Annotated in this window: 12 protein-coding genes; 5 read left to right on the top strand and 7 right to left on the bottom strand. The window is 64.2% G+C overall.

Annotation, left to right across the window (positions count from 1 at the left end; genetic code table 11):
* Window positions 1-68 precede the first annotated feature (68 nt).
* The 3 genes from GSQ83_RS10075 (at window position 69) to GSQ83_RS10065 (ending at window position 2848) form a co-directional block, all read left to right on the top strand.
* Window positions 69-614: a hypothetical protein gene (locus GSQ83_RS10075; RefSeq protein WP_158802747.1), complete on the top strand. Its 546-nt coding sequence runs from the start codon at window positions 69-71 to the stop codon at window positions 612-614.
* Window positions 615-1018: 404 nt separating this feature from the next.
* Window positions 1019-2155, top strand: coding sequence for an alpha-D-ribose 1-methylphosphonate 5-triphosphate diphosphatase (locus tag GSQ83_RS10070; RefSeq protein ID WP_158802745.1), 1137 nt, complete (start codon window positions 1019-1021; stop codon window positions 2153-2155).
* A 3-nt stretch (window positions 2156-2158) separates the two neighbouring features.
* Window positions 2159-2848, top strand: a complete 690-nt coding sequence (locus tag GSQ83_RS10065) for a DUF1045 domain-containing protein (RefSeq protein ID WP_158802744.1) — start codon at window positions 2159-2161, stop codon at window positions 2846-2848.
* A 21-nt stretch (window positions 2849-2869) separates the two neighbouring features.
* Here the strand turns inward: GSQ83_RS10065 and GSQ83_RS10060 are convergent, their stop codons facing one another.
* The gene (locus GSQ83_RS10060; RefSeq protein WP_158802743.1) at window positions 2870-3670 is read right to left on the bottom strand and encodes a DsbA family protein; all 801 of its coding nucleotides are present in this window, start codon (window positions 3668-3670) and stop codon (window positions 2870-2872) included.
* A gap of 149 nt (window positions 3671-3819) precedes the next feature.
* Here GSQ83_RS10060 and GSQ83_RS10055 point away from each other — a divergent pair, with 149 nt between their 5' ends.
* Window positions 3820-5304, top strand: a complete 1485-nt coding sequence (locus tag GSQ83_RS10055) for a gamma-glutamyltransferase (RefSeq protein ID WP_254065597.1) — start codon at window positions 3820-3822, stop codon at window positions 5302-5304.
* 244 nt (window positions 5305-5548) lie between these two features.
* Here the strand turns inward: GSQ83_RS10055 and GSQ83_RS10050 are convergent, their stop codons facing one another.
* The 3 genes from GSQ83_RS10050 to GSQ83_RS10040 form a co-directional block, all read right to left on the bottom strand.
* Window positions 5549-5803 carry a hypothetical protein gene (locus GSQ83_RS10050; protein ID WP_158802742.1) on the bottom strand — a complete coding sequence of 85 codons (255 nt, stop codon included), beginning with the start codon at window positions 5801-5803 and terminating at the stop codon, window positions 5549-5551.
* Between the two features lie 254 nt (window positions 5804-6057).
* Complete coding sequence (locus tag GSQ83_RS10045; RefSeq protein WP_158802740.1) at window positions 6058-7086, bottom strand: histone deacetylase family protein; 1029 nt, start codon at window positions 7084-7086, stop codon at window positions 6058-6060.
* 14 nt (window positions 7087-7100) lie between these two features.
* Window positions 7101-8150, bottom strand: coding sequence for an extracellular solute-binding protein (locus GSQ83_RS10040; protein WP_158802738.1), 1050 nt, complete (start codon window positions 8148-8150; stop codon window positions 7101-7103).
* Between the two features lie 74 nt (window positions 8151-8224).
* On the opposite strand from GSQ83_RS10040, the gene GSQ83_RS10035 reads away from it, so the two are divergent.
* A complete protein-coding gene (locus GSQ83_RS10035; protein WP_216850025.1) occupies window positions 8225-9898 on the top strand; it encodes an amidohydrolase in 1674 nt (557 codons plus the stop codon).
* 197 nt (window positions 9899-10095) lie between these two features.
* On the opposite strand, the gene GSQ83_RS10030 is transcribed toward GSQ83_RS10035, so the two are convergent.
* From GSQ83_RS10030 to GSQ83_RS10020, 3 genes are read right to left on the bottom strand one after another with little or no spacing between them, the layout of a single operon-like run.
* Window positions 10096-11148: an extracellular solute-binding protein gene (locus GSQ83_RS10030; RefSeq protein WP_158802735.1), complete on the bottom strand. Its 1053-nt coding sequence runs from the start codon at window positions 11146-11148 to the stop codon at window positions 10096-10098.
* Between the two features lie 24 nt (window positions 11149-11172).
* Complete coding sequence (locus tag GSQ83_RS10025; RefSeq protein WP_158802734.1) at window positions 11173-12075, bottom strand: ABC transporter permease; 903 nt, start codon at window positions 12073-12075, stop codon at window positions 11173-11175.
* Window positions 12072-12947: an ABC transporter permease gene (locus tag GSQ83_RS10020; RefSeq protein WP_158802732.1), complete on the bottom strand. Its 876-nt coding sequence runs from the start codon at window positions 12945-12947 to the stop codon at window positions 12072-12074. Before GSQ83_RS10020 ends, GSQ83_RS10025 begins: the two co-directional genes overlap by 4 nt.
* Between the last annotated feature and the right edge of the window lie 6 nt (window positions 12948-12953).

Below are 12953 nucleotides of genomic sequence, written 5' to 3'. Positions count from 1 at the left end.
AGCAGAACCGGACACCGCTTGCAAGACAGCCTGATAGCGAAAGCGGCACAACACGGCAGGAGATACTCGTGGCAACCGAGACCCACGCGAAAGCGACGCTGAATCAGCGGGCCGTGCACGAGTTACGAGAGTTCGTGATCCTGACGGCCTATCTCTACGTGACGCTCGGCGCGGTTATCCTGATGAAAGCGGCGGTGCTGCACACGCATGGCATTCACTCCGCTCTCTGGGGCATCGCCATCGTCAAGGCCCTGCTTCTTGCGAAATTCATGTTGATCGGCAATGGGTTGAAACTCGGCGAACGCTACAAGGACCGTCCGTTGATCTGGCCGACCCTGCACAAGGCAGCCGCCTTCCTGGTGCTGCTCGTGATCCTCACCAGCCTCGAGGAGGTGGTCGTCGGGCTGTTCCACGGTCTGTCGATCTCCGCTTCGCTCGGTGATCTCTTCGGCCGAAGGTTAGAGGAAACCCTTGCCGGTTTCCTCATCATGCTTCTGATTCTGATTCCGTTCTTCGGTTTCCGCGTCCTGAACGAAGCGATCGGCGGAGACCGGCTGCGGAGAGTTTTCTTTGTCGATGGCGCGGAGCTTGCGGGGAATAAATCAACGAACTAGCGCGGGATGTCTTTGATTCGAACCGCGCTCATTCCACCACGTCATGCTCGGCGAAGGCCGGGCATCGCCTTTGCTTGCTTCACGAAGGCAGGCGTGGATGGCACGCCTTCGTGCCACGACGGCTCTTTGGGTCGCGGCTCACTATTAGATCATCACGGTCTAGCACCCTAAGAATGCCATCGGGGCCTAGTTTCGCCAGGGCGGATCCCCGCATGCAACGTCCAAGGCCAGCCGGGTTGTGTTTTCTGAGAGCGCTGGATAGCCTGCGGTCAGCAAGAAGCCCTTCTGGCCCGACCGGGTCACGCAGAGCGCCAACCCTGGAATGAGCGCGCCGAAATGGTCATCACGGCAACCGGCCGCGGACTCCTGTGTCCGGACATGCGACCGTTTGAAATCAAGCCTTCATGAAGCCGGAAATTCGGCTATCGAATGCCCGCCTCGTTCTGCCTGACCGCATCCTCGACGGCGGCCTATCCATACGAGGAGAACTGATCGCCGCCCTCGACGAAGGCGGCTCGCGCGCGGGCGGCATCGACCTCGAGGGTGACTTCCTCATCCCGGGCGTCATCGATCTCCATACCGACAACCTCGAGCGTCAGGTTCAGCCAAGGCCCAGCGCGCGCTGGCCCTCGCGCTCCGCCTTCCTGGCGCATGACGCACAATGCGCTGTGGCGGGCGTCACCACCGTCTTCGACTCCTTCTGCGTCGGTGACCTCGGCTTCGAGGAAGACCGCCAGCGCACCCTGGCCGACGGCGTCGCCGATCTCGACATCCTCGCTTCCGCCGGCCTCCTGAAAGCCGAACACCTCCTGCATCTGCGCTGCGAGCTTCCGGCCGCCGACATGCAGGACGAGTTCCGCCGCTATATCGACCACCCGAAGCTTCACCTGGTCAGCGTGATGGATCATTCCCCGGGCGTCGGCCAATGGGGCGATGTCGCGCAGTATCGCGCCAACCGGCGGCGAGAAGGCGCCACCGAGCCGGAGATCGACCGCAAGCTCGAACACCACCGCGCGTTACGCGCGCTTTGGCGCGGCCCCAACCGGTCCGCCGTTCTCACCGGGATTGCCGGGCGCGCTATTCCCATTGCGAGCCACGACGATCGCACGGCCGAAGAGATCGCCGAAAACGACGCCGACGGCATCCGCATCTCGGAGTTTCCCGTCACATTGGAAGCGGCAAAGGCGGCGCGCGCGCATGGCATGACGGTCATCGCGGGCGCCCCCAATATCGTCCGTGGAGGTTCACATTCCGGCAATGTCGCCGCCATCGACCTGCTGCGGGCAGGAACGGTCGATGCCTTTGCCTCGGATTACGTGCCCGGCAGCCTCATCGAGGCCGCCTTCATGGCGACGCGGCTTGCAGGCATCCCTTTGCCCCAGGCGGTTGGCCTGATCACCGCAAGTCCCGCGCGTATGGCGAATCTGGCTGATCGCGGCCGCCTCGCCGTCGGTCTCGCCGCGGACCTCGTGCAGCTGCGCGTCTATGAGGGCCTTCCCGCCGTCCGAGCCGTCTGGCGGCGCGGCGTCCGAGTGGGCTGACGGATGAGCGGATCGAGCCTCGCCCGCGCAGCAGTCTACTACGTCCCTGAACCAGCGGATCCGCTATGGCACGCCGGTACGACCTGGCTAGGCCGCGACCCCGAGACCGGCGCGACGCGCGACCGACCGCCCGGCTTGAAAGAAGCGGATCTCACGCGTGAGCCCGCCGCCTACGGCTTCCATGCCACGCTCAAACCGCCCTTCCGTCTCTCGTCTGTCTCAACCTGGGGCTCGCTTCAGGAAGCAGTGGCAACCCTCGCCGCCGGAATCGCGCCTTTCGCCTTGCCGGCCTTCGCGGTCGCCGACCTCGCGGGCTTCCTGGCGCTGCGCGAAACCTCACCCAGCCCAGCGCTCCAAGCCTTGGCCGATCTGAGTGTGGCGGCGCTCGATCCCTTTCGCATGCCGCCTGATGCGGCGGAACTCCAGAAGCGGCGCGGTGCAGGGCTACCGAGGGCGGAGGAGGCGATGCTCCTCCGCTGGGGTTATCCGCATGTCTTCGGCGCCTGGCGTTTCCACATGACGCTGACCCGACGCCTAGACTCGGAGGAACACGCCCGAATAGCACCTCTCGCCGAGGCCCATTTCGCCACCGCGCTGGCCCATCCGCGCCGCGTCGAAAGTCTTGCGCTTTTCACCCAGAGCGGCCCAGGCAAATCTTTCCTGCTCGTCGAACGCTTTCCACTTCTCGGCTAACCCGGTCGAGACCGATCCGGCTTAACTCGCGCGGGCCATGCCCACGAGCTTGTGCAGGTCGGCGAGGCCAACAGCGCCCGGCACGAGCTGGTCGCCGATCACGAAAGCCGGCGTGCCGCTGATGCCGAGCGTCTGGGCGAGGCTTGCATTGGCGGCAAGCTTTTCCGTCACGGCCGGACTGTTCATGTCCCGCAATAGCATCTTGGCGTTAAGCCCCAGGCGAGTCGCATCGGCGCTGATGCTGTCCTCCGTCGCCGGCGCGCTTTCGGACATCAAAGCCTCCTGCATCTTGGCATAGCCGCCCTGGCGCTGCGCCGCGAGCAAGGCCCGGGCGCCGATAACGCTCGCCGGCCCCAGGATGGGGATATCCTTGAACACCACCCGGACCTTGGGATCCTCGCGGGCGAGAGTTTCGATCAAGGGCCGCACCTGGCGGCAATAGGGGCAGCGCACATCGTAGAATTCGACAACCGCCACGTCGCCGCGCGGGTTACCGATAGTCGGATCCGACGCGTCGGCCACTAAAGCGTCGCGCTGTGCCGCGATCGCTTGGCCCTGGGCATTGGCCTGCGCTCGCTGGTCATCGGCCTGCAGCGCCGCGACCGCCTGGCGCAGGATCGAGGGATCGCGGATCATCGCCTGTCGCATGATCGACACGATCTCCGCCCGCTGGGCCGCTGAGAAGCTGTTGCCGCCGAGCGTCGGCGTGGCTGGCGCCATCATGCCGGGCGCGGTGCTCTGCTGCGCGCTTGCACGCCCAGGTGCCAGGCCAACGAGCAGCGCCACGGCGGAAAGCGCGACGAGAAGCGGCCGTAAGGTCATGAGCATTTGTCCTTCGAGCACGGCATTGGGTCGCCGAAAGGCTCCCAGGTTTTTAGGGGCCGTGGTTGCCGGGTTACCTGAAGGCGGTTATGGCAGATTCTCAAAATGCAAACCACCGATGGCGCCGGAGGACCGGCGAAGGGATGAAGATGTCACAGTCGCAGGGCCTGCCGCGGTCGCGCGCCCGCGCGGCGAGCCACCTCTTCCGCTCGACCGCCACGCTCGTCGCCCTCTCCATGACCCTGAGCGGCTGCGGCTTCTTCCACAATCGCCTCATTGGCGCCGGACCGGAGCAGCCGCCGCCGGCCTCGGCGGAAGGCGGACCGCCGGCGGTCTGGGCAGGAGCAGCCGCGGCTGATGAGCCGACGGCGGCGCTGGTCGCCCGGTCGATTCTCGCCGCCGGCGGCAATGCCGCCGATGCCGCGACCGCGCTCGCCTTCACCCTGATGGTCACCCTGCCGTCCCGCGCCTCCTTGGGCGGCGGCGGCGCCTGCCTCGCCTTCTCGCCGTCGGTGAAGCCGGGGAAGAAGGAGGGTCCGACGGCGTTCCTCTTCCTGCCGCCCGCCGCCGCCGGAGGTGGCAGCCGTCCGGCCGCCGTGCCGATGACGGCGCGCGGCCTGCTACTCATGCAGGCGGTCTATGGCCTCAAGCCGATCGACCAGCTCATTGGCCCGGCACAGCGCCTGGCCGCCCTCGGCACCCCGGTGTCCCAGGCCTTCGAGAGCGACCTTGCCGTGGTTTCGGGTCCGCTCTTCGGTGACCCGATCGCCCGCGCGGCCTTCGGTGATGCGGCGGGCGCCCCGCTCGGCGTGGGCGCGACGATGACCCAGCCTGACCTGGCCGCCACGCTCGACCAGCTCCGCCTTCGGGGCGTCACGGATCTCTACCAGGGCCGGCTCGCCGAGCGTCTCGTCGATGGCTCGTCCCAGGCGGGCGGCCCCATCAGCGCCGCCGACCTCGCCGCCGCTGTGCCGACGCAGACAATGCCGCTCGAACGTCCGCTCGGCGGCACCAAGGTCGCCTTTCTGCCGCCGCCCGCCGACGGCGGTCTCGCCGCCGAGGGCGCCTTCAACATATTGCGGGCGAATCAGAACGATCTCGGCGGCGCCCAGGCGACAGCCCTCGGCATCGCCACCGCCTGGCGTCACGGCATGAGCGCCGAAAATCCCGAGGCGCTGCTCAAGGACGCCAACTTGCCGCAGGGCAATCTGCCGCAACTCGCGGCCTCGACCAGCTTCGTGACGGCGGATCAATATGGCGGCGCCGTCGCCTGCACGCTGACGATGAACAATCTCTTTGGCACTGGCCGCATCGCTCCCGGCACCGGCATTCTTCTCGCCGCTTCCCCGGCGCATGCCCAGGTGCCGCTGCTGAGCGCTGCGCTGGTATGGAACCGCCCGCTGAACGCCTTCCGCGCCGCGGTGGCCGCTTCGGGCCAGGAGGGCGCCCCGCTCGCCGTCGCCGTCGCCACCGACAACGCGCTACGCCATGGCGGGCGAGACATCGGCCAGCCGGTGCCGGAACCTGGCCGCGCCAATGCCATCGGCTGCCCCGACTTCATCCCAGGCAGCTTCAAGACCTGCCTTTGGGTCACCGACCCCCGAGGCGCCGGCATCGCGACAGGCCGAAACTGAGTGGGAGGTGGTTTCGCCGAAGCCGATGTGTCAAGACTGCTCGGCCGCCGTGGCGTATCGATACGCCCTTAATAAGGGATAACCGCGAGACGGTGCGGCACCATCGTGAAGCTTGTTTCACAACGGTGGCCGACCCGTATCGATAAATCTCTTGGCAAGATTCTGAGCGTACCACCGGGGGAGGGAAACGTCCCTGAACCAACTTCGGTAAGGATTGAAAATGTCAGGATCAGGGGGCGTAGGCTCAGCAGGCCGCGCGGGGCAGCAGGCTCGCCATAACGAGACGCCGGTCGAGAAATTCGAGCCAAAGCGTAAGGTAGAGGGTCTGCCGGTAACGAACCGTCGCGTCGCAGTCATCAGCCCCACTGGTAAGTTCACGTCGGAACAGGCTGCAAAGATCGCGGCCGAGCTTCCTCGTGGTGCGAAGAATCCCAACGGCGACCCAAACGTCCTGAACCTCGAGTTGCCAATTGTGGTGCCAAAACGGAAGCCCCTTCAAGGGCAGGTCCAACGGGTTGCTGCCGACCGCAAAGCATAGTCGGCTGGCGGGTGCCTCCAGTTGCTGACCTAAGCAGGTGATAAACCTTGCCGCATTTCAGCGACTAGCCACCGGCGCACGTCAAATCGCATAGTCATGTGCCTGAGGCTATCTGCACGTAGAACTTGCTGGAGACTGCTGTTGTTGGTTCCCCGTCAAGCGCAGAATCGCGTCAATCGGGGAACCAGCAGCGCGCATATGTCGGACGTCCGTCTCTAGCCCTCGAATCCCGTCAACACATTCACCGCATTGATGCCGATCTCCACCACCGCATAGCCGCCCTCCATCACGAACAATGTCGGGCGTCGCAGCTTCGCGACTCGCTCGCCGATCCGGATGAAGTCATCGTGGTCGAGTTTGAAATGCGAGATCGGATCCTTCTTGTAGGTATCGACACCAAGCGACACGAGCACGACATCCGGCCCGTATTCCTCCACCCTCCGGCACCCCGTCTCCAAAGCCGCGCCCCATTCTTCCCAGCCACTTCCCCAAGGCAATGGCAGGTTAAGGTTGAAGCCTTCGCCTGCGCCGCGTCCGGGCTCGTCATCGAAGCCCAGCAGATAGGGAAATTCCTGATCCGGCGTGGCGTGGATATTCACCACCAGCACGTCGGAGCGGTCGTAGAAGATATGCTGCGTGCCATTGCCGTGATGGTAATCGACATCCAGGATAGCAACGCGTTTCGCCCCGCCATCCAACAAAGCCTGCGCCGCGATCGCGGCATTGTTGAGGAAACAATAGCCGCCATAATGGTTCGACCCCGCATGATGGCCGGGCGGCCGGCAAAGCGAGAAGATCGCCGGCGCCCCCTCCGTGATCGCCTTCGCACCCGTCAGCGCGACATCGGCCGAGCTGCGGATCGCCTGCCAGCTCGTCTTCGTGATGGGCGTCCCGGCGTCGAAGCAATACCGCGCAAGCCGGCCTTCCACATTCTTAGATAAACGGTCCGCACGCATGCCGTCAGCTGCGAAGGTGTATGGAAAAGCCCCATCCTTACGTCCCAGCGCCGCCCAATCCGCCGCCGCCGTCTCCAGCAGATCGACCATGCGCGCATCGTGAATCCGCGTGATCGCCTCACGCGGAAAGCGATCCGGCGCGCGTACCGCGCCAAGCCTGACTTCCTTGACCCGCGCCAGAATGATCTCCGCTCTCTCCGGTTTCTCGAAAGCCGGAGAGAACTCGCCCGAGATCAACTCACCCGGGCTCGCATGCAGCGCGTGGTCCGCGCTGAAGATCGTTTCCATCCCCTGTCTCCCGATTACTTGCGCAGCAGGGTCCAGATCCGATCGTAATCCTTCGTCGCCTTGGCGGGGCAGGACGGCGTGAAGCTGAGCTTCTCATCCTTCGGCGTATTGTATTCAGGCGCGTTGACGATCTCCGGCTTGACGAAAGCATTGCTGCCATCAACGCCATTCTGATAGCCAGCGAAATTGGTCTCGATGGCGGCGTTCTGCGGATCCATCAGGAAGTTGAGGAACTTTTTCGCGTTCTCGGCATCGGGCGCGCCGACCGGCACAGCGAGATTATCCATCCAGCCGACAATGCCTTCTTTCGGATAAACGTAACGCACTGTCGGCTTCGCGGCACGGATGCGGGCGGCGCCGCCTGACCACTCCATGCTCATCGTTGTCTCGCCGGATGTCATGCGGTCGAGAATTCCATCCGAATTATAGACCTTCACAAACGGCTTCTGCGCCTCCAGCATCGCCATCACCGCCTTCAAGGTCGTGGGATCCTCATTGCAGGGCGGCTTGCCGAGATAAACCAGCGCCATGCCGATCACCTCGCTCGGCGAGCCGAACATGCCGATCTGGCCCTTGAACACGGCAGGCGGGGTAAACAGCGTCGCCATGCTGTCAACCGGGTCGGGATAGACCTTGGTGTCATACACGAACGAGGTCGTGCCCCACTGCCACGGCACCGTGTATTCCGCCTTCGGATCCCAGGTCCGTGCCTTCCACTGCGGCGCCAGATGGCTGAAATTGCTCATGCTCGCGGCATCGACAGGCTGGATGAGCTTCTGGTCGATCAGAATGGGCACGAAATCGCTCGATGCGATCACCACGTCATAGCCCGTTGCCCCCGCCTTCAGCTTGGCAAGCAGCGTCTCGTTCGAATCATAGGTATCGAGCGAGACCTTGATTCCGGTTTCCTTGGTGAATTTCGTGAGGAGATCGGGCGCCGTATAATCGGTCCAGTTGTAGATATGCAGCACCCCGGCATCCGCCGCCCGCGCGGCCTGAAACGCCGGCACGGCGAAGGCTGCTGCGGCGATTGTCAGACCTAGCCAGGATTTCCAACTGGTCATGGCGGGGCACCTCATCTCTTAAAAATTCCTGAACCATGCTATCTGCGCCGCGCCAGGTTTCAAAGGGGATGGCGGTGAGCGATACGGCGGACATCATCATCCAGGGCGGTCAAATACTGACGATGGACCCCCAACGCCCCACGGCCCAAGCGATCGCCATCATCGCCAACCGCATCGCCGCCGTTGGCACCGCGGAGGAGATCGGCGCCCTGCGCGGCCCGCGAACCCGCGTGATCGAGGCGGGGGGCGGCACCGTGCTCCCCGGCTTCAACGAAGGCCATATGCACCTCTTCCTCGGCGCGGCAGCGCTGTCCCATCTCCAGCTTCGCGGCGTCCAAGGCTTCGGCGACCTACAACGCGCGATCCAGGATTTCGACCGCGCCAATCCCGGGGACGGCCTCATCATCGGCCAATCCGCCGACTACACCATCCTGTCAGCGACCGAGCCACTCAGCCGCCATCACCTCGACCGCATCCTGCCCAACCGCCCGCTGATGCTTCTGGCACCCGACTCTCACACCGCCTGGGCCAATACGATCGCGCTCGACCAGGCCGGCATCCTGCACGGCCGCAAGCTCGGTCCGGGCAATGAAATCGTGATGGAAGCGGGCGGTCTCGCCCAGGGCGAGCTGCGGGAGCGCGAAGCCTTCGATCCGGTCTATGGGCTCGACCGCGCCGGCGCACGCGCCAGGCTCGGTATCGCCGGCCTTGAACCCGATGCGAGCCTGACCGAGGCCGAACGCGCTGCTGACCGCGCGACGTTAAAGCGCGGCCTCGATTACTGCGCGCAACATGGCATCACCTCGATCCAAAACATGGACGGCAATCGCTACACCCTCGACCTGCTGCGCGAGATCGACGCCACTGGCGACCTCACCGCCCGGGTGCGCGTGCCTTTCCACATGAAGGAGTTCATGCCGCTCGACGCATTGGCCCGAGCCTCCCGGATGAACGAGGACTACCGCGATGACCGGCTGCAATCCGGCTTCGTGAAGGTCTTCGTCGATGGGGTTCTCGACTCATGGACCGCCGTGATGCTGAACGATTACGCCGACCGCCCCGGCTGGCGCGGCGAGCCCCTGTTCACCGCCGAACACTTCCGGGATGTCGCGATCGAGGCCGATCGTCGCGGATTGCAGATCGCTGTCCATGCGATCGGCGATGGCGCCGTCCGCATCGTGCTCGACGGCTACGCGGCGGCGCGCGAGGCGAATGGCGCGCGAGACAGCCGCCACCGCATCGAGCATATCGAAGTGGTGAGCCCGGACGACGTGCCGCGCTTCGCCGCCCTCGGAGTTGTTGCCTCGATGCAGCCGCCGCATCCGCCCGGCTCGGCCGGTCTGCCGCTCCAGCCCACGATCTCCCGCATCGGGGAGGCGAAGTGGCCCTACGCCTACGCCTGGAAGACGCTGCGCGACGCCGGCGCCAAGCTGGTCTTCGCGACCGACTGGCCGGTTTCCCCGCTCGACCCGCTCGCCTCGATCGGCGACGCCCTGACACGCAAGCCGTGGCGCGCGGACCTGCCCGACCACCGCCCAAGCCTGGATCAGGCACTCGCCGCTTATACGCGAGACAGCGCATGGGTGGAGTTCATGGAGGACCGCAAGGGCCAGCTCACGCCAGGCTATCTCGCGGATATCGTGATCCTGTCAGGCGACATCGTGAAGACGGCGCCCGAGGCGGTGAGAGAGTTGCGTCCTGTGATGACGATATGCGATGGGGTTGTGGCTTACCGGACGGGCGCGTGATGATCTATTCTCGAACCGTAATTCAAGATCCGTCATGGCACGCGAAGGCGTGCCATCCACGTCCTTCCTTGGCGCCGTAAGCAAGACCTGGATGCTCTGCCTTCGCCGAGCATGACGGAATGGTGTGAGAACGGTTCGAACAATAGATGTCCTGCAGCCTGCCCGCCTCACACATGAGGCGGGCAGGCCTGAACCACCTACTTCCGCAGCAGCGTCCAGATCCGGTCGTAATCCTTCGTCGCGGCCGGCGGGCAGCCCGGCGCGAAGGTGATCTTATAATCGGCGGGCGGATTGAACTCCGGGGCCGAGGCAAGCTGCGGCTTGAGGAACTTGTTCGAACCAACCACAGCATTCTGGTATCCCGCGAAATCGCTCTCAAGCGCCGCGTTTTCCGGGTCCATCATGAAGTTCATGAACTTCTTCGCGTTCTCGACATCCGGCGCGCCGACCGGAATCGCGAGGTTGTCCATCCAGCCGATGCCGCCTTCCTTGGCATAGACATACTTCAGCGTCGGCCGCTGCACGCGCGCACGCTCGCCATCGCCGGACCAAACCTCATGCATCGTGGTCTCGCCCGATGCCATACGATCCTCGATGCCGTCCGAGTTATAAACCTTCACGAAAGGCTTCTGCGCCTCCAGCAGCGCATTCACTTCCTTCAGGTCGGGCGGGTTCGAGTTGCAGACCGGCTTGCCGAGATAGATCAGCGCGAGGTTGATGACCTCGCTCGGAGAGCCGAACATGCCGACCTGACCTTTGAACACCGCCGGCGGCTTGAACAGCGTCTCGAGGCTATCGACCGGCCCCGGATAGACCTTGGTGTCATAGATGAAGGACGTCGTGCCCCATTGCCATGGCACGGTGTATTCGGCCTGCGGATCCCACGCGCGGGTCTTCCAGCGCTCTTCCAAATTCTTGAAGTTCGCCATACTGGCGACATCGGCGTTCTGCAGCAGCCCCTGGCTCACGAAGATCTTCACGAAGTCGCTGCTGGGCACCACGATATCGTAGCCCGTCGTGCCGGCCTTGAGCTTGGCGAGCAAAGTCTCGTTCGAATCATAGGTATCGAGCGTGACCTTGATGCCCGTCTCCTTGGTGAACTTCTTCAGCATGTCCGGAGACGTGTAGTCGGTCCAGTTGAAGATATGCAGCATGCCGGGATCGGCGGCCTGGGCGGGCCGTGCGGCGGGCAGCGCCGCCAAAGCGGTGGCGCTCAGACAGAGCGCGAGGAGCGAACGGAACGGCGTCATGGAAGTCTCCGGTTGGTGAGTGTTCTAGAGCGTGGCGGCCGTCTGCGGTGTTCCCGCAGCGGCGGCCGTCGCGGCCTCGCTTGGGCGGCTGATGATGAACGCGACCAAGGCAAGCGCCGCCGAGATCACGAGCAGGACAGCCGAGATCGCATTGACCTCGGGCGTCACGCCCAGTCGCATCATGCCGTAGACATAGACGGGCAGGGTGGTGGAGCCCGCGCTGCTGACCATGAAGCTGATCAGGAAGTCGTCGAGCGACGTGACGAAGGCAAGGATCGCCCCCGCCATGATGCCCGGCGACATCAGTGGCAGCGTGATGCGCAGAAAGATGCGCCATTCGCTGCCGTAGAGATCACGCGCGGCTTCCTCATATCCAGCGCCCAAGGTGTTGAGACGCGCCTGGATCGGCAGCATCGCGAAGGGAATGCAGAACACCGTATGCGCGATGACCAGGTTCAGCACGCCGCTGTGAAAGCCGATCGCGGAAAAGAAAATCAGCGTGGTGATGGCGGTGACGATCTCGGGCACCACCAGCGGCATGGTGACCAGGCCGATGGCGCTGCCGCGTCCGCGAAACCAGCCGCCGCGCTCGAAACCCAAGGCGGCGGCGATGGCGATCGCGGTTGAGCAGATCGTCGCGAGAACACCGACTAGCACGCTGATATAGGCGGCGTGCCGGATATCTCCGTTATTGGCTACGGAGACGAACCATTTGAAGCTGAAGCCGCTCCAGATCGTCACCAGCCGGTTGGCATTGAAGGCAAAGATCACCAGCACAACCAGCGGCGTGTAGAGGAACAGCATCACCAGCAGCGTGAAGGGACCGAACCCCGGATTATGCCGCCAGTCGAAAGGCCGCCGCCGGCGCCGCTTCGCTTCGGCGGACTTCGCATGGATCGCGTGGCTGGCATTGGTGGCGGCGCTCATGCTTGCGCCTCCACGGATTTGCCGCGTCGGTTCTGCCACACCAGTGCCGCGACCACGGCCAGCGTCACCAGTGTCGCCAGTGCCGCGCCGAAGGGCCAGTTGCGGGAGGAGGTGAATTGCATCTCGATGAGGCTGCCGATGAGCAATTGCTTGCCGCCGCCAAGCAGATCGGGCTGCAGGAAGGCGCCGAGCGCGGGCGCGAAGACCAGCACGGTTCCGGCTGCCACACCGGGCTTAGTCAGCGGCCAAACGACACGGCGGAACAACTGCACCCGGTTCGCGTAAAGGTCGTAGGCGGCTTCGATGAGCCGAGGATCCAGCCGCTCTAGCGTCGCGTAGATCGGCAGCACCATGAACGGCAGGAAGGTGTAGACCAGCCCGAGCAGGATCGCGCCCTGATTGTACAGCAAGGGTAGCGGGTGCGTGATCAGCCCGGTCCATTTTAGGAAATTGTTGATCAGGCCTTCGTCGCGCAGGATCAGGATCCAGCAATAGGTGCGGATCAGCGTATTGATCCAGAACGGCAGGGTCACCAGCGTCAACAGGACTTTTCGCCGGTTCGCCGACTGGCAGACGATATACCAGGCGACAGGAAAACCCACGGCCAGGCTCAATATCGTCGTGAAGACCGCGAGATAGACCGATCGCAGGATGATCCAGATGTAATCCGGCATAAACACCAGGCTGCCGTCGAAATCCTGGTCATACAGCAATTGAATATAGGCGCCGACGCTGAGCGGTCCGGTGACGCCCCCATAGGTATTGGCGGTCAGGAATGAATAGGTCAGCGAGATCAGCATCGGGATCGCCATGAAGATAAAGATCACGGCGACCGCCGGCAAAAGCAGGAAACCAGTGGTGCGGAAGCGCATGCCCAG

It is taken from the genome of Acidisoma sp. L85 (assembly GCF_009765865.1).
Taxonomy (GTDB): domain Bacteria; phylum Pseudomonadota; class Alphaproteobacteria; order Acetobacterales; family Acetobacteraceae; genus Acidisoma.
Note: the sequence above shows the minus strand (reverse complement) of the source record. Positions and strands in the feature narration are given on the sequence as shown.